Here is a 20,156-nt window from a genome sequence, read left to right as displayed (position 1 = left end):
GACGCCTAAGCCATGGCCGGCACCGGCATTCTCCCGCCGCTGTTCGAACGCCTCGCGTCCAGCGAGGCCGAGGGCGCGCGGGAATTCAGTCGGCAGGATCTGCTCGACTCGGTGCACGCCGAGCTCGGGCGCCTGTTCAACACCCGCCGTGGCCCGCGCACGTTGACTGCGCCACCCAGCGTGATCGATTACGGCATCGCGGACTGGAGCGCTCTGCAACAACAGCGCAGCGATGACCGTCGTCGACTGGCGCGGGATATCCGCGAAGCCATCAGCCATTTCGAACCGCGCCTGAAACTGGCGGAAGTTCAGGTCAATCCCCTGCCCGACCAGCCCCAACGCCTGAGCATCCGCCTCGTCGGCGAGTTGCGCAGCGGCCTGCAGTATTGGCCGGTGGCGTTTGTCATCGAGCCCGGCGGCGAAGGGCTGGAGGTACGCCATGAGCGACTCGATTGACCCGCAACTGCTCGACTACTACCAGCGCGAACTGACCTGGCTGCGCCATGCCGGCAGCCAATTTGCCGAGCGCTATCCCAAGGTCGCGCGACGCCTGGAACTGTCACCCGGCGAGTGCCCGGATCCGCACGTCGAACGCTTGCTCGAAGGCTTTGCCCTGCTCGCCGCACGCCTGCAACGCAGACTCGATGACGACTACGCCGAATTCAGCGACGCCTTGCTCGAACAACTTTATCCGCTGGCGGTGCGGCCGCTGCCGTCCTGCGCCATCGTCCAGTTCGAGCCCGACCCAGGCAAAGGCAACCTCGACGGCGGCTATCCACTGCCCCCCGACACACCGCTTTTTGTCACCACCAGCAAGGGTGAGAGCATTCACTTTCGCACCTCGGCCGCCGTGCATTTGTGGCCGATCGAGGTCAGCGAAGCGTTGCTGCTCGGCAGCGATGAGGCGCAGGCGCTGACCGGTGTGGCGCAATCGCGTTCGGCATTGCGCCTGAGCCTGCGTTGCCTCGGTGAGAGCCAATGGGCAGCGCTTGGCATCGAGCAACTGCGTATTCATCTGGCCGCATCGCCGGTGATCAACGCCGGTCTGTATGACCTGCTCGGCGCCCATGCCGTGCAGGTACTGGCCGGCTCGCCCGGGCGTATTCCGACGCCGGTAAAAGGCTTGCCGAAGATCGTCGGTTTCAGCGATGACGAAGTGCTGCTGCCCGATGAGGACGGCGTGCACCCGGGCATGCGTCTGCTGGCGGAATACTTTGCCTTCCCGGACAAATTTCATTTCTTTGATCTGCCGCTGAGCGGCGTTTCCAGCGACAGCCAGACGCTGTACCTATACATCGTTTTCGACCGCGCCCCGGCCAGCCGTCTGCATTTGCAAGCCAGTGACATCGCCCTCGGCTGCGCTCCGGCGATCAACCTGTTTCCGCGCACCTCCGAACCGTTGCGCCCGGATGGCACCCGCAGCGAGTACCGGCTGATCGCCGACAGCCACCGCGAGAACAGCGTCGAGATCCACAGCATTCGCGCCATGCGCGCCAGTTCCAGCGCCGGGGTGCAGCGGCTGCCAGCGTATTACGGCAGCCAGCACAGCGGCGGCGATCAACAGCGTTACTGGCACGCACGCAGGGTCAGCGGCATGACCCCGAACCGGCTCGGCAGTGACCTGTTGGTGAGTGTGGTCGACACCCGTTTCGAACCGCAGACCGACCTGCCCGACTACAGCCTCACCGCCGAACTGTTGTGCACCAATCGGCATTTGGCGCAAAGCCTGCTGGCCGGCACGCCGCTGGGTTTCGAACGGCCCGGGCCGGTGGCCTGGGCGCGGCTGCGCAATCCACCGAGCCCACAGAGTCTGCCGCGCCTGGACGGTGACTCGCGCTGGCGGCTGGTGTCGCAACTGACCCTCAATCATTTGTCGCTGGTCGAAGGCCCGCAGGCACTCGACGCCTTGAAAGAGATTCTGCACCTGCACAACCTGCGCGACGAGGCCAGCGCCTTAAGGCAGATCGAGGGGCTGTTGAGCCTGGGTTGCGAACGGGTGATCGGCCATGTCGGCGCCGACGCCTGGCGCGGTTGGCGCAATGGCCTGGAGGTGCAGTTGCAGCTTGATCCACAACACTTCGTCGGCAGCAGCGCGGTGTTGTTTTCTGCAGTGCTGGCACAGTTCTTTTCGGTGTACGCCACGGCCAATCGCTTTGTGCGCACGGTGTTGATGCAGGCCGACAAGGAGGTCAAGGCATGGCAACCCCAAGCCGGCAAGCCCCTGTCGCTCTGAGCCTGAGCCAACGACTGCGCCGCGATCCGCAGGCGTTCGAATGGCTGCAGGCGTTGCTGCTACTCGAGCGCGAGCAACCGCAGGCCGAATCCCTGGGCAGCGGCACCTCGCCCCAGGCCGAAGCGCTGAAATTGCGCGGGCCGCTGACGCCGCTGTTCCCCACCAGCCAGATCGAAAACCTGCACGAAGAACCCGGCCAGCCGCTGACCCTCGACACACCGATGTTCGGCCTCGGCGGCCCGGACGGCCCGCTGCCCTACGCCTATCAGGAATGGCTGCAACAACGGGCACGAGCCAAGGATCACGCACCGGCCGCGTTCCTCGATCTGTTCCAGCATCGCCTGCTCAGCCTGCTCTACAAGGTGATGCGCAAACACCGGGTCGCGTTGGGTTTTGTCACGCCCGGGGCGTCGCCGGTGCAGGCGCAATTGCGCGCCCTTACCGGCCTGTTGCCCAAGGCCTTGCAGGAGCGCCAGGCGATTCCCGATTGCGCGGTGCTGGCCTGTACCGCGTTGTTCGCCGATGGCCGGCGCTCACTGGCCGGGTTCGCGGCGATTGTCCGTGAGCAGTTCGCCGTGCCGGTGGAACTGAGTGCCTATGAAGGCGCCTGGCGCGAAATCCCGGCGGCCAGTCGCAGCGTGATCAAGCCCGGCGGGCGCAACCTGCAACTGGGTCGCAGCGCCGTGGCGGGCACTCGGGTGTGGGATGAGCACGCTGGCATTCGCCTGACCCTCGGCCCGCTGCTATCGACGCAGGCTGCGGGTTTTCTGCCGGACGGCGAGGCTCACCCGGCATTGGCCAGCCTCGCGGCGTTGTACTTCGGCCCGGATCTGGACGTCACGCTGGTACTGCTGATACGCGGCGCCGGGCCAATGAAACTCGGGCGTCAGACGCCGGCCCTGCTCAGTTGGAACGGAGGTTTGCAGCGTCAGGCCAGCCTTGCCGTGCAGCGCATCGAAACCCGTCTTCGTCAGCTGGAGATCACCTGACATGGAACTCGCCAGCCTGATCGGACGCCTCAACCCGGACAACCGCCGCGCCCTCGAACGCGCCGCCCAGCGCTGTCTGCAGCGTGGGCATCACTTTGTCGAGATCGAACATCTGCTGCTGGAACTGCTCGACATCGAGGGGGGCGATTTTGCCTTTCTGCTGCCGCGCTTCGGTCTGGAGCGCGATGCACTGACGGCGGAAATCAATAAGGCGCTGGACCTGTTCAAGGCTGGCAGTACGCGCACGCCGGCGTTGTCCTCGCACACGCTGGGGTTGCTGGAAGATACGGTGGTGCAGGCCAGTGTGCTGGGGCTGGACAGCATTCGCTCCGGGCTTTTATTGCTCGCGTTGATCGATCGCGACGAGCGCCGCAGTCTGCTGCTCAACAGTGCGTCATCGTTGCTGCGGATTCCCAAGGAGGCCCTGCGCGCGAACCTGCTGGAGTGGACGGAAAACTCTCGCGAGCATGTCGGCCCACGTTCCGCGTCAGTGGGGAACCCCGTGCCACGGCAGGACTCGGTGCTCGATCAATACACCCAGGACCTGACGGCCGATGCCCACGCTGGACGCATTGATCCGATCGTGGGGCGCGACGGCGAGATCCGCCAGTGCATCGACATCCTGCTTCGCCGCCGGCAGAACAATCCGATTCTGGTCGGCGCTCCGGGTGTCGGCAAAACCGCCGTGGTCGAAGGCCTGGCCCTGCGCATCGCCGCCGGGGACGTGCCGCCGTCGTTGCAGCAAGTCAGTCTGCGCGTGCTCGATCTGGGTCTGTTACAGGCCGGTGCCGGGGTCAAAGGCGAATTCGAACAACGCCTCAAAGGCGTGATCGACGCGGTGCGCAGTGCCGACAAGCCAATCATCCTGTTCATCGACGAAGCCCACACCCTGATCGGTGCGGGTGGCGCCGAGGGCGGCAGCGATGCGGCCAACCTGCTCAAACCGGCGCTGGCCCGTGGCGAACTGCGCACCCTCGCCGCGACCACGTGGATGGAGTACAAAAAATATTTCGAAAAAGACCCGGCCCTCGCCCGTCGTTTTCAACTGGTGCAAGTTGAGGAGCCGGACGAAATCACCGCCGTGGAAATGCTCCGTGGCGTGGCGGCAAAACTGGAGCAACACCACGGCGTGCAAGTGCTTGATGCCGCAATTCATGAAGCGGTGAAACTCTCGCACCGCTACATCTCTGGCCGCCAGTTACCCGACAAAGCCATCAGCGTCCTCGACACCGCTTGCGCCCGGGTCGCCCTCGGCCAGCACGACGTGCCACCGCCGCTGGAAAGCCTGCGCCACCGGCAGAACAGCCTCAAGGATGAAGTCGAGCGTTTGCGGCGTGAGCAAGCCACGGGGCTGGATCATCGCGAACGTATCACCCTGCTGGAAAGCGAATCCTCCAGCAACGTGCAAGCCATTCGCGAACTGGAAACCCGTTGGAGCGAAGAACGCGTAGCGGTGCGCGAGCTGCTCGACACCCGCCGCGAACTGCTCGACTTGAGCGAGCGCGCCGACAGCGACAAACCTGACGAAGCCACTGACAGCCGCATCGACCATTTGGCCGCCGAGCTGCTGCGCCTGGAAGCCGGACTCGATGCGATCCGCCAGGATGACCCGCTGGTGCCCGAACAGGTCGACGCGAAAACCGTCGCTGCCGTCATTGCCGGATGGACCGGCATCCCCGTCGGCAAAATGCTCGCCGACGAAGCCCATGCCGTTCGCACCCTCGGCACCCGCATGGGTCAACGCGTCATGGGGCAGAGCACCGCGCTCAACACCATCGCGCAACGCTTGCAGGCCTATCGCGCCGGGCTCACCGATCCGCAAAAACCGGTCGGCGTGTTTCTGCTGGTCGGCCCCACGGGGGTCGGTAAAACCGAAACCGCTTACGCCTTGGCCGATGCGTTGTACGGCGGCGAACGCAACCTGATCAGCATCAACCTCTCCGAATACCAGGAGGCCCACACCGTCAGCCAACTCAAAGGCGCGCCGCCCGGTTATGTCGGCTATGGCAGCGGCGGCGTGCTGACCGAAGCGGTGCGGCGCAAACCGTATTCGGTGGTGTTGCTGGATGAAATCGAGAAGGCGCACCCGGATGTGCTGGAAGCGTTTTACAACGTGTTCGACAAAGGCTTGATGGAGGACGGCACCGGGCTGGTGGTGGACTTCAAGAACACCGTGATGCTTGCCACCAGCAACGTCGGTGCTGAACTGTTGCTCGACACTCCCGTGGCGCAACTCGGCTCGGAAGCCTTCAACGAGGCGCTGCACAAAGTCCTGCTACAAGCTTTCCGCCCGGCGTTTCTGGCGCGCATGACGGTGGTTGCGTATCGGCCGCTGGATGAAGCGACGCTGGAAGGGATTGTGCTGGCCAAGCTGGAGAAATTGCGTGGCCGCTACAAGGCTGCGACCGGCAAGCAGTTCGAGTTTGATGCCGGAATCGTCAAAGCGGTGCTCGCCAAATGCAGCGCGGCGGGAGCGCGGGATGTCGAGAATGTGTTGATGACACAGGTGACGGGGAAGTTAGCGGAGTGGGTGTTGGAATAGCACCATTCATTTGCAAGGAATAAAACGGGCCGAGCCATTCGTCATTCGCTGCTTACTTATTCAAAAGGCGTTCAACCATGGGCAATACCTCATCAAGCTCAAAAAAGGCCAATCAGCCTGAAGCATTGCTGTCACTGCTGCGCACAAACCCTGAAGCCTTTTTCGGCAGCCATGCCCTGATTGTGCGAGGCAGTTCCGCCACCCCGAACTGCAATGTTTCACCTGTCCCGACGAGCAATAAAAGTGTATTGCAATTGAACGTCACGGAGACGGGCATCGATTGGTATATCCCCTATAAAAGCTTTGACGCAGGTTCTATCGAGATCCCAAAAGGTCAGGACACAGGCACGCTGGTTGTGACTTGTTCAATGAACGGTTGTGCGCTGTCCGTTCATGAAACGGCAACTGGCAACCGCTTCTTTCATGATGCCGACGGTAAACACATGCCCAATCCGTTACCTGAAGGTGTTGAGCCCCTCCCCAAGTTTCGCCGCTCAAATGAACACTTTTCCGGAAGCGACTCAACCGACCTCAACGCGTTTATCGTCAAAGCCAAAAAGGCTGCCGAGGAAGGCGAGAAGGACATTTCCAAGTTTGTGAAGACCTGGTTTGAGCACACGGTTGTCTCGGTAAAAACCGATGCCGGCTGGTCGGTTTACCGCTGTACCGTATTGATGTGGGGATCTGACTACACGTGGCTTAACAAGAACGAGCCTTTACTGGGAACATTTCTGGATTGACGCCTGGTAAAGCGAACGACAATCAAAGGGAATAGATTTTTTTCCGGTTTTTAGCGTTTACCGAACAAATAAATCCATCCCCTTTTTTGGCTAAACCACCTGTCACTTTTTATTTTTTGAATAATCTGTCGCGAGACAGCCACACCCTGTCGGGTTATCACGTTCAAGGAGAGCATGCATGCCTGTCTACTTAGGCGAATACGACGCCGGTGATTTTTTTCGCTTCCCCAGCTCCAGCGACAAGAAAACAGCGATGGATATGTGCGAAAGGATCGGCGAGTGCGGCAACTTCGTCGTGGACGGACAGCGGCTGCGCTTTCACGGTACGGGCCCCCAGCAGGTCTACGTCAATTGGGAAGGAAGAATTTACGATGACGCCAAAGAAGAGCAGAGCTATCGCCTGGATCTGCAAGCCAAAGCGGTCAATTTTAATGTCAAATCGGTGATATGGAGCGGTACCGCGCCCGGTGCAGACGTCATTTCCAGCATTGAACACCTGTGCCAATGGCAACTGCAATTCGGATTCAAAGGCGACCGACTGACGAAAAAAAACAATGCAGCGATCAGCAACTACCGGATCAATTACAAAGGTGCGGTAGCCGGCGTCATGTTAGCCATGGATCACTGGATCACGATCGATGATTTCAAGAGCGCTCTGCAATTCAGTTTCGACAGGAATGCCGGAGAAGACGGTAAGGGTTCCTGCTTCGCCGTCCTCGCTTCAAGTGATCGCTATGTAGCGCCAGTAGCGGTCGCTGTCGCTTCCTCCAGCCCGAAGGCGTCTTACATCTGCAATGCCACCTACTGTGAACTACACGGCCACAATCAGATAGGTGCGTTCCTGAGTTTCCCACTGAAAGCCAAATACGTTTCGAGTGCCGGTACCAGCGTGACCGCCCCCAAATGTGAAGGGTGTTTTGGCAACCTCACCTTGCAGGCCAACCTTGATAACACCTACCTGGTGGCGCCGACGGACAGGGTTTTTCAAATCACCAAGTAACCGTTTCCTTGAGTTCTGGCCATGCCGCGATCGACTGATAGCAACACCACCCTCTCGCTCACCGCCACCGCGCTGGCGGCGCTTTACCCTGAGTCGCTGTCCGGCGACGAAGCGCTCAACACGCTGAGCGCGCACACCCTCAACGGTCTCAACGACGGCGCCGCGCTCACCCTGACCAGTGCCGTCGCCAGCCACGTCACCACGACTTTTCACAACGACGCGCAACTGCGCCCGTTCGACGCATTGGTCGCCGAAATCCGCCAGCTCCCCGCCGACGCCACCGCCGAGCGCTATCAACTGATCCTGCGCCCGTGGCTCTGGTGGCTGACCCTGGCCAGCAACAACCGCGTCTTCCAGAACCTCGCCACCTCCGACATCGTGACCACCATTTTCAACGCTCACGGTTTCAGCGATTTCAAACTCTCCCTGACCGGCAGCTACACCCCGCGCGAGTACTGCGTGCAATACGGCGAAACCGATTTCGCCTTCGTCTCGCGACTGCTGGAAGAGGAAGGCATTTTCTGGTTTTTCACCCATGACGATGGCAAGCACACGCTCGTGCTGGGTGATAGCAACGATGCGTTCGTGCAGATCCCCAACGGACCGAAGGTCAAGTATCTGGGCCAAGGGCTGGGCGAGCGAGAGCTGCACGGGATCCGTTCCGGGCAGCTGTGTTTGCAGGCAGTAGCAGGTGTGTATCGGGCGACGGATTATGAGTTCACCACGCCGACCACATCACTTTATGGTCAGGCCGAAGCGGTGGCCGGGCCGCGTTCGATCTATGAGCATCCGGGCGGCTACAACGCCAAGGCCCGCGGCGATACGTTGACCAAGCAACGCGTCGACGGTTTGCGCAGCGAGGAGAAGCGGTTTGTCGGCGAAAGCGACTGCCGCTGGCTGATTCCGGGGCACTGGTTCACCCTCGAGGGGCATGACGACGCGAGTCTGAATATCGACTGGGTAGTAACGCGGGTGACCCATGACGCCGGTCATGACAGCTATCGCAACCGCTTTGAGGCGATCCCCAAAGCCACACCATTTCGCCCACAACGCAGCACACCGAAACCGCGCATGCATCCGCAGACTGCCATCGTCGTCGGTAAGTCCGGCGAAGAAATCTGGACCGACGAGTACGGGCGGATCAAGTTGCAGTTCCCTTGGGATCGCGACGGCAAGAACGATGAAACCAGCTCCTGCTGGGTGCGCGTGGTGTTGCCGTGGAGTGGCAAGGGTTTCGGCATGCAGTTCGTGCCGCGTATCGGCCAGGAAGTTATCGTGACCTTTATCGACGGCGACCCGGATCGGCCACTGGTGACCGGCTGCGTGTACAACGGCGACAACGCGCTGCCCTACGCACTGCCGGCCAATCAGACCCAATCAGGGATCAAGACTCAATCGTCCAAGGGTGGCGGCGGTTTCAACGAGCTGCGCTTCGAGGACAAGAAGGACGCTGAAGAGGTGTTTCTGCAGGCGCAGAAAGACCTGAAAATCAACGTACTCAACGACACCACCGCCACCGTCGGCCACGACGAAACCCTCACTGTGCAGAACGCCCGTACGCGTACGGTAAAGGACGGCGACGAGACGGTGACCCTGGAAAAGGGCAAACGCAGCGTGACGATTCAGACCGGTAGCGACAGCCTCGATGTGAAGGACAGCCGCACGGTAAAAGTCGGCGCCGATCAGAACCACAGCACTGGCGGCAACTACACCGACAAGGTCACCGGCGACTACAGCCTGACGGTGGACGGCAACCTGACGATCAAGGTCAGCGGCACCCTCACCCTGCAAAGCGGCGGAAGTTTCACCCTCAAGAGCGGTGCCGACCTGGCGACGTCAGCCAGCACCTCGATCACGCAGAAGGCCGGTACCGCGATGACCAATCAGGCCGGCACTTCGCTGGACAACAAGGCCGGAACGACGCTGACCAACGACGCTGGCATCAGCCTGACCAACAAGGGCGCGGCCTCGCAGACCGTGGACGGCGGCGGCATGCTGACCATCAAGGGCGGGCTGGTACAGGTCAACTGACAGGGAGCAGACATGGCAATCACACCGCTGGATTTGCAGCAGGATGACAAACAGCTCAAGGGCCGCCTGCAGGACGGCCAGCTCGATGGCCCGTTGCAGATCAAGGATGACGGGCGCCGGCAGGCCGATCTGAATTACCACCAGGGTGAACTGCAGGGCATGTCGCTGCTCTATCACCCCAACGGCAAGGTCTCGGCGCAGATGCCGTTCGTGCACGACAAGCTGCAAGGGGTCGCGAGTTTCTACTCAGCCGAGGGCTGGTTGCAGCGCAAGTCCACGTATCGGCGCGGGTTGTTGCATGGCGAGGCGTTCAATTACTTTGCCGATGGGCAGGTGGCCGAGGCCGAGTTTTACCGCGATGGCGTGCGTGAGGGGCGTTATCAACGCTTTCACCCCAACGGCAAGCCGGCGGCAGAGGCACGGTATCTGAACGGCCAGTTGATGGAGCCTGAGCAAGGGTTTGCCGAGGATGGGCGGCCGCTGGGGGCGGATGGCAAGCCGATTTCCCGGGTGCGCTGGTGGTATCAGCGGTGGGCGGATCCGCAGCAGGCCTGATGGTTCTTTATTGGCAGCACTGACCCCTTCGCGAGCAGGCCGCTCCCACAGTTGATCGTGTTTCTTCAGATGGAATGCGGTCGAATGTGGGAGCGAGCCTGCTCGCGAAGAGGCCAGCCACGGCAGCACAGGACTTAGGGAATCAGCATCTGCATCTGCCCCGGCATCACGATCTTGATCACCCCCGCCCAGTTGCACATCAAGGTGCTGTTGGCATCGATCGCCGGCATGCCGCCCAATAACAACGTCGGCGCGCCGCCGGGAATCCACGGCGTGGCGGTCGCCGGTATGCACGGCATCGGCGTCAATACGCCGAGTGCCGCAGCCGTCGCCGCCGCCACCATCGGATTGGCCATGCTCATGCACACCCCGAACGGCAGGATATTGACCAGCGGTATGTGATCCATGATGTTCGCCGCCGGCATCCCGCCGGTCAGCGTGCGGTTGACCGGCAACACGTTGAGCACCGCCGGGGCGGCGCCGAAACTGCATTGCAAAGTGGCGCTGGCACAGACTTGCGGACAGCCCATTTCATAGCTCCTTGCTGGACACGGCATACCCGCTAAACCTTAGTCTGCCGCGGCCCGTCGCGCACATTCCCAAAGGTGATTATCCAGCAACACGCTAACCTATAAGACCGCCCCGCGCTTGTGACCATCCGGGCGCACCATTAGATTAGCCAATGATGTCTGGCCTCCAAAATAAGCAGAAGGGATAAGCATGGCGCTTACTGACCAGTCCACCCGGATCCGCTCTGGCGAAGAACTCGATGCCAGCCTGATCGATCCGTACCTCAAGGCGCACATTCCGGGCCTGACCGGCTTACCTGCGATCAGCCAGTTTCCCGGCGGCGCGTCGAACCTGACTTACCTTCTGGAATACCCGCAGAAGGAATTCGTCCTGCGCCGGCCGCCGTTCGGCCACAAGGCCAAGTCTGCCCACGACATGGGCCGCGAATTTCGCATTCTCAATCAACTGCGCGACGGTTTCCCGTATTGCCCGAAAGCCTACGTGCACTGCACCGATGAGTCGGTGATCGGCGCCGAGTTCTACGTGATGGAACGGGTCAAGGGCATCATCCTGCGCTCCGACCTGCCACCGGAACTGGGTCTTGATTCGGCGAAAACCGAAGCCTTGTGCAAAAGCTTCATCGACCGCTTCGTCGAGCTGCACCGGGTCGACTACAACGCCTGCGGCCTCGGCGATCTGGGCAAGCCGGAAGGCTACGTCGCCCGCCAGATCAAGGGCTGGAGCGAACGCTACGAAAAAGCCCTGACCCCGGATGCGCCGCACTGGGAAAAGGTCAAAGCCTGGCTCAACGACAAGATGCCGGCCGACCACCCGACCTCGAGCATCGTCCACAACGACTACCGCTTCGACAACGTTATCCTCGACCCGCACAACCCGATGCAAATCATCGGCGTGCTCGATTGGGAACTGACCACCCTCGGCGACCCGCTGATGGACCTGGGCAACACCCTCGCCTACTGGATCGAAGCCGGCGACCCGGCACCGGTGCAACTGATGCGCCGCCAGCCAAGCCACGCCCCGGGCATGCTGACCCGTCGCGAGTTCGTCGATTACTACGCCGAGCGTTCGGGCATCCAGATCGACAATTTCGACTTCTACTACACCTACGGCCTGTTCCGTCTGGCCGGCATCGTGCAGCAGATCTACTACCGCTTCTACCACGGCCAGACCCAGGACAAACGCTTCGCGCAGTTTATTCACATGAACAAACTGCTGGAGCAGATGAGCCTGCAGGTCATTGCGAAATCGAGCCTCTGACGGCCCACACCAAGGAACCCCTATGTCCAAGACTCAGTTGTTCGACCTCGACGGCAAAATCGCTTTCGTCTCCGGCGCCAGCCGCGGCATCGGTGAAGCCATCGCCAAACTGCTGGCTCAGCAAGGCGCCCACGTGATTGTGTCGAGTCGCAAGCTCGACGGCTGCCAGCACGTCGCCGACGCGATCATCGCCGCTGGCGGCAAAGCCACTGCGGTGGCCTGCCACATCGGTGAAATGGAACAGATCAGCCAGGTGTTCGCCGGGATCAAGGAACAGTTCGGCCGCCTCGATATTTTGGTCAACAACGCCGCGACCAACCCGCAATTCTGCAATGTGCTGGACACCGATCTTGGCGCGTTCCAGAAAACCGTCGACGTGAACATTCGTGGCTACTTCTTCATGTCGGTTGAAGCCGGCAAGCTGATGCGCGAGAACGGTGGCGGCAGCATCATCAACGTCGCGTCGATCAACGGCATTTCGCCGGGGATCTTCCAGGGTATCTACTCGGTGACCAAAGCGGCGGTGATCAACATGACCAAGGTCTTCGCCAAGGAGTGCGCGCAGTTCGGCATTCGCTGCAACGCCCTGCTGCCAGGCCTGACCGACACCAAGTTTGCCTCGGCGCTGGTGAAGAACGATGCGATTCTCAAGCAAGCCCTGACGCAGATTCCGCTCAAGCGTGTGGCTGATCCGAGTGAAATGGCCGGTGCGGTGTTGTACCTGGCGAGTGATGCGTCGAGTTACACCACCGGGGTCGCGCTAAATGTGGATGGCGGGTTCCTGTCCTGATCCCCATTGCAAACACATAACCCCCTGTAGGAGTGAGCCTGCTCGCGATAGCGGTGTATCAGTCAACATTTATGTATTTGATACACCGCTATCGCGAGCAGGCTCACTCCTACAAGGGTTGTGTATCAGGCAAGGACTTTCGGTAATTGCCAGCCGAAATGCACCGACAGCAAACGCAACAGCAAACACGCCGCCCCCGCCAGCAACGCCGCCGCTACCGGCGAAACGCCGAGCCTGCGACCGATGATCAACGCCGCCGCACCGACAAACGCTGAACTGGCATAGAGATCCGCCTGCAACACCACCGGTACCCGCGCCAGCACAATGTCGCGTATCACACCGCCACCGACGCCGGTAATGGTGCCCATCAGCATCGCCACAAACGGCGTGATCCCGAAATTCAACGCTTTCTGCGCACCCGCCACGGCAAACAGCGCCAAGCCCGCTGCATCCAGCACAATCAGGGTTGAACCGGACCAGCCCAGCACCTGCTCATGAAAGGCAAACGCCAGCCCGCCCATGAAAAACGCCAGTGCTGGGTAGCGCCAGTCGGCCACAGCATTGGGTGGCGTCGCCCCGATCAGCAAATCACGGGTGACCCCGCCGCCGAGGGCGACGATAAACGCAATCACCATCACCCCGAGCAAGTCGAGTTGACTGCGCATCGCCGCAATAGCACCTTCCACGGCAAACACCGCAGTGCCGGCCAGGTCAGCCACCAGCACAATCCGCTCAACCCGGGACTGCCGCCCCGCCGGCGCTATTGCGTGACGCAACGGGTGGTAGTGATGTGTCGAGTAACCTGCCCGTCGGCGTACACGTCACCGGCGACCTCAGTGTTTTCGAGCACCTGACACGTGCGCTCCGGCGGTGGCGGCGGCGCTACCGGTGGAGGGGGTGGAGGACTGGCACAGCCAGCCAGCAACACTGTAAAGAAAGCCAACGGCAACACGCGTTTCCCAGGACTTTTCATAGGACGACCCGCGACAAATGGAAGAGCAACCCCCGCGACCGAACCGACCACGGAAGACCTGACCACTCATTCTTTATAGCCGAGCCCCCCGCAAGCGCCAGTGAATCGGCCGTGTCCGGGGAATGTGGCTGTCGATTTTGCGTTGGGATTCGAGCGGGTTGGCAGACTGAAATCCGTTTTGCCAGTCAGACTGCCATCGCCAGCAGGCTAGCTCCCACAGTGGAATTGAGTACATCCAGCAAAGGATTGGTCGGCCGGCAGGCCGCCATCACTGGCAAGCCAGCCCCCACAGTGGAATTGAGTGCATCCAGCAAAGGATTGGTCGGCTGGCCGCCGTCGCCAGCAAGCCAGCCCCCACAGTGAAATTGAGTGCAAACAGGATGAGCGTTAGCTCGACTGCAGCTCTTGATCTTGATTCACCGGCCGCGTCGGCAGGCTGAGCGGAGGGATTGATCCGGGGGTGGGAGCGCAGCGACCGTTTGGCGAAGCCAAACACAGCGAGAGGAGGTGCAGCGAAGCAAACCGTAGGCGCTACCCCCGGATCGATCCCGGAGCGAAGGAACCCCGAGCCCCAGCGAGCGGGCCGAACGTTGCGGCAAGCCTTTTTGGGTACTTTTTCGGCGTCTGGAAAAAGTGCCTCGCCGTAAGGGCGAAACCGCCAGCCGCAACCCCCGCAGCAACGGATATACACCCAAACCCCAAGAGCATGGTCGGCCCAAAGGCCGCCAAGCCCAAACCCAAACCCAAACCCAAAAGGCCTAAGCCAAATCCGGATCCCGAAAAGACCGCAAAGAATTACTCTCCAACTCATACCGCAATTCTTCAATCAAGGCATCCACCGCCTCCGGCGTCCGCAGCGCATTAAGTTTCAGCCCACTGATCACCAGATCCACCTGCCCCGACACCGGGTGATAAAGCTTCACGGTCAGCGAATGATCGCCATCCACCAGACACTCACACGCCAGCGGCGAAAAACTGCGTTCAAGCTGCGAGCGCAACTGCGCAAGATTCATCATCAGACTGTTCCTATAACGACTGCGAAGGGCCGCGATCCCGAGCCAAAAACACTCGTATCGCACCCCGCCAGACTAAGAACAGCCGTCGACCGCCAACACCTCAATTTGCACCTGTTGAACTAGTGCATTTGCACCTCAGCGCTGGCCCTTGGCGCCCCGCTCCCCGGAAAACAATCCACGCTCGCGCGCCCAGACAATCGCCTCACTGCGGCTGTGTACATCGAGCTTGGAATACACCGTGGCCACATGATTACGCACCGTGTTCGGCGCCAGTTTCAGCCGCGCCGCAATCTCCTTGTCCGCCAGCCCTTCACAGATCAACCCCAGCACATCACGCTCGCGCGCCGTCAGATCAGTGAACGAAACGCTCGGCAGTTGCGGCGAGTTGACCTTCTTCACATTCGCCAGTTTCTCGATCAACGTACGGCTGAACCAGGAAGCGTCTTTCATCACCTCCTCAATCGCCGCCACCAACTCAAGCTCGGTACGCTTGCGCTCGGTAATGTCCATCAGAACCAGCAAATAACATGGCGTGTCCTGAATATTCACGGTATCGGCGGACAGCGCACATTCGAGTAGATCCGCATCCTTTTTGCGTACCCGCACATCCACTCGATCAACCCTGCCGTTTTTCGCCAGCGCCGCCAGCAACCGCGTGCGTGCGCCGCTGTCGTCGATAAAATCCAGTTGCGTCACGGTTTTGCCGAGCACGTCCTCGCTCTCGTAGGCCAGAGTTTCGAGGAAGGCCTCATTGACGTCGATCACCTGCTGCTCATCAGCGCTGCAAATCAGGATCGGCACCGGCGTCAGGCGAAACGCCTTGGCAAAACGCTCCTCACTCTGACGCAGCGCCACCTCGGCCCTGTGCCGCAACTCCATGTCGACAAAGGAGAACAGCATGCAATCCTCATCGTTGAGCGTCAGCGGCTGACCGGCCACGATCACTTGCTTGCTGCTGCCATCGGGCAGGCGCAGCTCGGCCTGCATCTGCGGTATGGTCGCGACATCGCGCAGACGCTGGATCGCCAGATCCCTTTTCTCGGCCTGCTCGAAAATATCGATTTCATAAGCGGAAGTGCCGATCACTTGCTCGCGGGTGTAGCCGGTCATCTCCAAAAAACCCGGATTGACCTTGATGTAGCGCAGGTCGCTAAGGCGGCAGATCACCGCCGGTGCGGGGTTGGCGTTAAACGTCCTTTCAAAGCGTTGCTCAGCGTTGGCCCACTCAGTGACGTCGCTCATGATCAGCACCAGCGACTCGGGCTGCCCTTCGCGATCGGTAAGAATCATGCTGCGCACGCTATGCACCCAGACGCGTTCAGGATCGTCAGTCGGCGACACCTCAATCAATACGTCATTGAAACTCTCACAGCGCGCCACTCGGCTGATCGGGTAGTTTTCGGCGGTGATCGAATGATTGTTGCGATAGCGCAAGTTGAACTTCTTGGCGTATTCGTCGGCATTGTGGCCCAGATCGGTGATCCGGTTGACACCGTGCATGGCCAGCGCGGCTTCGTTGGCCCAGAGAATGCTCTGATCCATCTCCAACAGGATTACCCCATCGGACAGCCCGGCGATGATCTGCTGCAACTGACGGCGATTGGTTTCGGTGGTCAGGACTTCCTGGCTCATTGGATCTCCACAAGTGATACGCCCATGTGAAGAGTACGACCGCAGCGGCCCGTGATCGTGCCGACCATCTAAAAACCACCACAATTCTCCCTGTAGGAGCTGCCGAAGGCTGCGATCTTTTGATCTTGATCTTTAAAAATCAAAGTCAAAAGATCGCAGCCTTCGGCAGCTCCTACCTGGTTCAGTGCTGGCTTGAGTCAACTACCAGCTCACGCAACGTGTCGAGAAACAGCTTAAGCACCGGCGAAGCATCGTCCGCCCGATAAGTGGCATACAGCGGCACCTCCGGCAATGCCGGGGTCAGGCGCCGAAACACCAGCCCCGCCGGGGCCAATTGCTCAATGGACGCCGGCAACAGCGCCACGCCAAACCCGGCGCGCACCAGACTCAGCAAGGTCTGCACCTCGATCACCTGCTGACGAATCTGCGGCGTGAACCCGGCCTGAATACAGCACTGATAAAGAAAATGCGCGAACCGCGACTGTTTCAATTCCAGCGCCACAAACGGCTCCTGCGCCAGATCCGCCGGCGCCAGCACCTCGCGAGTGGCCAGCGGATGATCCGCCGGCATCACCACGTTGATCGGCTCGTAGATCAGCAGTTCATTGCGCAACTGCGGATCGTCATAGCCGACGCGAAACACGCAAGCGTCAATGCGTTTCTCCTTCAACGCCTTGACCTGTGCCGCCGGGGTCATTTCATGCAGACGCCAGTTGACCTGCGGATAGCGTTCGCGAAACAGGTGCAAGGCCTTGGGCAGCACACCGACCATGACCGAACTGATCATGCCGATTTCCAGCTCACCCAACTGCCCGCGCCCGGTCTGCCGCGTCAGGTCCAGTGCTCTTTCAAGTTGCTCGAACACCAGCGGCGCCTGCTCCTTGAGCATCTGCCCCGCCGCGGTCAGTTCGACCCGATGATGGCTGCGCTCGAACAGCGGCGTACCGAGTTCCTCTTCCAGCAAACGAATCTGCTGGCTCAGCGGCGGCTGGCAGATGTGCAGCCGTTCGGCGGCGCGACCGAAGTGCAGCTCATCGGCCAACGCCATGAAGTACCGCAGCAGACGCAAGTCCATGGCGGCTTACCCCAGACTCAGTGGCGTCGAACGCTGGCGCACACCGGTCAGCGCGAACAACGCATTGGCGATAGCCGGCACCACCGACGGACTGCCCAACTCGCCGACGCCGCCGGGTTTGCTCGGCTCGCCATCCAGTACGACGATGTCTGTGGCCGGCATGTCCGACATGCGGGTAACGCGGTAGTCGTGGAAGTTGCTCTGCACCACCCTGCCCTGTTTGATGTCGAGTCGGTCGAACAAGGCATGGCCAAGTCCCCACATCAGGCCGCCGTAGATCTGCTCTTCGACACCGCCCGGCGAAACCGCCAGACCGCAATCGACCACACAGGTGAGCTTCTCGACCTGGGCCTTGCCATCAACCGTCGCCACTCGCGCAACCACCGCAATAAAACTGGTGTAACCCTGGTTGGTGGCGATCCCCAGCGCCGTGCCCGGCGGCAACGGTTTGCCCCAACCGGCGCGCTCGGCAGCCTGTTTGAGCACCGCCACATGCCGTGGCCGCTCCTGCATATTGGCCAGCCGGAACGCCAATGGATCTTCACCGGCCGCATCGGCCAGCTCATCCATGAAGCTTTCCACGGCGAACACGTTGGGGATGAAGCTTACCGAGCGATACCAGCCGCTGGGCACGTTGCTTTCATGCTTGACCCAGTTCAGCTCCAGATGCGGTGGCCGGTAGGCGAAGTCCCACGCGGTGATCGCCTCGGTGGTGCTGTAATCCATTTTGTCCGGACGTTCGAAGTAACCCGGCTCCCACTGCTCCGGCGAGGCCGGCGACACCGCGTGCAGTTGCAGCGCGGTGAGTTTGCCCTGGGCATCGAGCGCGCCTTTGACTCGATGCAGGGTGGCCGGATGATTGAACAGCGCGTGCATTTCGTCTTCGCGGCTATTGAGCAGCTTCACGGGTACGCCGGTTTTCTGCGCCAGATACGCCACTTCGAACAACCAGTATTTGGCTTCCCGCGCGCCGAAACTGCCGCCGGAGACCAACTCATGAATGGTCACGTTGGCCTTGTCGATGCCGCACACGGTTTGCGCCGCTTCCAATGCCGAGGACGGCACCTGCACGCCGCCCCAGTAAGTGATTGCCTTGTCCTTGACCTGCGCGGTGATGCAAATCGGTTCCAGCGGGTTTTGCACCTTGTAGGGCATGGTGTAATCGGCTTCGATCAGCTTCGCCGCTTGCGGCCATTGGCGGCTGACATCACCCTGGGTCATGGCTTTGACGGTTTGTGCTTTCGGGTCGCCGATAGCCTTGGCCTGCGCGCTGGACAGCTGCTCGCTGTCGAACCCGGCCAGCGGCGAATCGCTCCACTTGATCGCCAGCAGATTACGCCCCTGCTGCGCGGCCCAGAACGTATCCGCCAACACCGCGACACCTTCCAGATTGCCGCCGAGCACATCAGGCCGCCCCGGAATCGCCAGCACTTTGCGTACACCCGGCACCTGCAACGCGGCCGCTGAGTCGACGCTGAGCACGTTCGCTCCCACCACCGGCGCGCGCTGGATGACCGCCACCAGCATGTCCGGCAATTGCACGTCGATGCTGTACTTGAATTGCCCGCAGACCTTGGCCGCTGCATCGCGTTTGTGGCGCAGTTTGCCAATGTATTTGAACTGCGCCGGATCCTTCAGCGTAACGTTTGTCGGCGCTGGCAGATTAGCCGCGACACCGACCAGTTCGCCGTAACCGAGGCTGCGTCTGCTCGCAATGTGCACGACCCGCCCTTCTTCAGTGGTGCAACTGTCAGGGCTGACTTTCCACTGTTTGGCCGCCGCCGTGATCAGCAGCGCCCGCGCCGTGGCACCGGCCATGCGCAAACGGTCGTATTCAAGGGAAACACTGGTGCTGCCACCGGTGGAAAACACCTTCCAGACCGGATGAATGTAGGTCTCGAAGAACGGATCTTCCGGGGTGATGACCTGCACGGTCATCGGGTTGACGTCCAGCTCTTCCGCCACGCACGCGGCGAGCGCCGTTTGCGTGCCGGTGCCGGAGTCGTGCTTGTGCACCACCAGTTTCACCGTGCCGTCGGGAAAAATGCGCACCCAGGCATTCGGCTCGAATTCGCTGGCCGGTGCTGGAGCTTTCGGGTCAGTCGCCGCCATGCCGCCCGGCAGATACAGGGCAATCGCCAGGCCTGAAGCAACGGTTGCTGCTTGCTTGAGAAACATGCGCCGCGGCAATTCGATGCGGCTGTCGTCGATAAGACTCATCACGCCTCCTTCGGCGCATTCGCCGCGCGTTTGATAGCTTTGTTGATGCGCCCGTAAGTGCCGCAGCGGCAGATGTTTCCCGACATCGCGTTGCGGATCGAATCGTCGGTGACCGCCGCGCCGGTGTTGAGCAAGGCAGCGGCGGACATGATCTGCCCGGATTGACAGTAACCGCATTGCGGCACATCTTCGGCGATCCAGGCCAATTGCAACGGATGGTTTTGCGTCGGTGACAAGCCTTCGATGGTGGTGATGCGGTGGCCCGCGACGGCGGCCGCCGGCAATTGGCAGGAACGCACCGCGACACCGTCCAGGTGCACGGTGCAGGCACCGCACAGGCCCATGCCGCAACCGAACTTGGTGCCGGTGAGATTCAGTTGATCACGCAGTACCCATAACAAGGGCATGGAGGAGGACGCTTCATCCAGCTCGCGTCGTTCGCCGTTAACCGTGAATGCAATCATTGTCAGGCTCCAAAAGAGCGGCCCGTCTTTGTGCGGGCCTGGTGACCGATTATTGGAACCCTGAGCAAAACGCGGCCAGCGACGATTTCTGCCAACCGCTGTAAGCAG

17 protein-coding genes are annotated in these 20,156 nt (G+C 61.0%); 10 read left to right on the top strand and 7 right to left on the bottom strand.

Annotated features, from left to right (window positions below; all coding sequences use genetic code 11):
• Positions 1 to 12: 12 nt before the first annotated feature.
• The 8 genes from tssE to BK670_RS05035 all read left to right on the top strand — a co-directional run bounded on the left by tssE (position 13) and on the right by BK670_RS05035 (position 10,090).
• Complete coding sequence (gene tssE / locus BK670_RS05070) at positions 13 to 456, top strand: type VI secretion system baseplate subunit TssE (protein WP_123448866.1); 444 nt, start codon at positions 13 to 15, stop codon at positions 454 to 456.
• Positions 440 to 2,233, top strand: a complete 1,794-nt coding sequence (gene tssF / locus BK670_RS05065) for a type VI secretion system baseplate subunit TssF (RefSeq protein ID WP_123448865.1) — start codon at positions 440 to 442, stop codon at positions 2,231 to 2,233. The genes tssE and tssF overlap by 17 nt, the downstream gene beginning before the upstream one ends.
• The gene (tssG, locus tag BK670_RS05060) at positions 2,197 to 3,222 is read left to right on the top strand and encodes a type VI secretion system baseplate subunit TssG (RefSeq protein WP_123448864.1); all 1,026 of its coding nucleotides are present in this window, start codon (positions 2,197 to 2,199) and stop codon (positions 3,220 to 3,222) included. Before tssF ends, tssG begins: the two co-directional genes overlap by 37 nt.
• 1 nt (position 3,223) lies before the next feature.
• Positions 3,224 to 5,764, top strand: coding sequence for a type VI secretion system ATPase TssH (gene tssH, locus BK670_RS05055; protein WP_123448863.1), 2,541 nt, complete (start codon positions 3,224 to 3,226; stop codon positions 5,762 to 5,764).
• A 77-nt stretch (positions 5,765 to 5,841) separates the two neighbouring features.
• Positions 5,842 to 6,504 carry a hypothetical protein gene (locus BK670_RS05050; protein WP_123448862.1) on the top strand — a complete coding sequence of 221 codons (663 nt, stop codon included), beginning with the start codon at positions 5,842 to 5,844 and terminating at the stop codon, positions 6,502 to 6,504.
• A gap of 178 nt (positions 6,505 to 6,682) precedes the next feature.
• The gene (locus BK670_RS05045) at positions 6,683 to 7,504 is read left to right on the top strand and encodes a hypothetical protein (RefSeq protein WP_123448861.1); all 822 of its coding nucleotides are present in this window, start codon (positions 6,683 to 6,685) and stop codon (positions 7,502 to 7,504) included.
• 21 nt (positions 7,505 to 7,525) lie between these two features.
• Entirely contained in the window at positions 7,526 to 9,535 is a 2,010-nt protein-coding gene (locus BK670_RS05040; protein WP_123448860.1) for a type VI secretion system Vgr family protein, read from the top strand.
• Positions 9,536 to 9,547: 12 nt separating this feature from the next.
• Positions 9,548 to 10,090 (top strand): toxin-antitoxin system YwqK family antitoxin, encoded by a 543-nt coding sequence (locus BK670_RS05035; protein WP_123448859.1) that lies wholly within the window; start codon positions 9,548 to 9,550, stop codon positions 10,088 to 10,090.
• A gap of 134 nt (positions 10,091 to 10,224) precedes the next feature.
• On the opposite strand, the gene BK670_RS05030 is transcribed toward BK670_RS05035, so the two are convergent.
• Positions 10,225 to 10,620, bottom strand: coding sequence for a DUF4280 domain-containing protein (locus tag BK670_RS05030; protein WP_025111444.1), 396 nt, complete (start codon positions 10,618 to 10,620; stop codon positions 10,225 to 10,227).
• A 190-nt stretch (positions 10,621 to 10,810) separates the two neighbouring features.
• Here BK670_RS05030 and BK670_RS05025 point away from each other — a divergent pair, with 190 nt between their 5' ends.
• Together BK670_RS05025 and BK670_RS05020 are read left to right on the top strand one after the other, a co-directional pair.
• The gene (locus BK670_RS05025) at positions 10,811 to 11,878 is read left to right on the top strand and encodes a phosphotransferase family protein (protein ID WP_123448858.1); all 1,068 of its coding nucleotides are present in this window, start codon (positions 10,811 to 10,813) and stop codon (positions 11,876 to 11,878) included.
• 22 nt (positions 11,879 to 11,900) lie between these two features.
• Entirely contained in the window at positions 11,901 to 12,668 is a 768-nt protein-coding gene (locus tag BK670_RS05020) for an SDR family oxidoreductase (RefSeq protein WP_095120260.1), read from the top strand.
• A 125-nt stretch (positions 12,669 to 12,793) separates the two neighbouring features.
• On the opposite strand, the gene BK670_RS05010 is transcribed toward BK670_RS05020, so the two are convergent.
• The 6 genes from BK670_RS05010 to BK670_RS04980 form a co-directional block, all read right to left on the bottom strand.
• Positions 12,794 to 13,387 carry a trimeric intracellular cation channel family protein gene (locus tag BK670_RS05010; protein ID WP_259697527.1) on the bottom strand — a complete coding sequence of 198 codons (594 nt, stop codon included), beginning with the start codon at positions 13,385 to 13,387 and terminating at the stop codon, positions 12,794 to 12,796.
• 1,012 nt (positions 13,388 to 14,399) lie between these two features.
• Positions 14,400 to 14,657, bottom strand: a complete 258-nt coding sequence (locus BK670_RS05000; RefSeq protein ID WP_123448855.1) for a DUF1652 domain-containing protein — start codon at positions 14,655 to 14,657, stop codon at positions 14,400 to 14,402.
• 135 nt (positions 14,658 to 14,792) lie between these two features.
• Positions 14,793 to 16,289, bottom strand: coding sequence for a helix-turn-helix transcriptional regulator (locus tag BK670_RS04995; protein ID WP_123448854.1), 1,497 nt, complete (start codon positions 16,287 to 16,289; stop codon positions 14,793 to 14,795).
• 181 nt (positions 16,290 to 16,470) lie between these two features.
• On the bottom strand, positions 16,471 to 17,364 hold the full coding sequence (locus BK670_RS04990; protein ID WP_123448853.1) for a LysR substrate-binding domain-containing protein: 894 nt from the start codon (positions 17,362 to 17,364) through the stop codon (positions 16,471 to 16,473).
• Between the two features lie 6 nt (positions 17,365 to 17,370).
• Positions 17,371 to 19,584: a xanthine dehydrogenase family protein molybdopterin-binding subunit gene (locus BK670_RS04985; protein WP_123448852.1), complete on the bottom strand. Its 2,214-nt coding sequence runs from the start codon at positions 19,582 to 19,584 to the stop codon at positions 17,371 to 17,373.
• The gene (locus tag BK670_RS04980) at positions 19,584 to 20,048 is read right to left on the bottom strand and encodes a (2Fe-2S)-binding protein (RefSeq protein WP_123448851.1); all 465 of its coding nucleotides are present in this window, start codon (positions 20,046 to 20,048) and stop codon (positions 19,584 to 19,586) included. The genes BK670_RS04985 and BK670_RS04980 overlap by 1 nt, the downstream gene beginning before the upstream one ends.
• Between the last annotated feature and the right edge of the window lie 108 nt (positions 20,049 to 20,156).

It is taken from the genome of Pseudomonas fluorescens (assembly GCF_003732425.1).
Taxonomy (GTDB): Bacteria; Pseudomonadota; Gammaproteobacteria; order Pseudomonadales; family Pseudomonadaceae; genus Aquipseudomonas; species Aquipseudomonas fluorescens_BE.
Note: the sequence above shows the minus strand (reverse complement) of the source record. Positions and strands in the feature narration are given on the sequence as shown.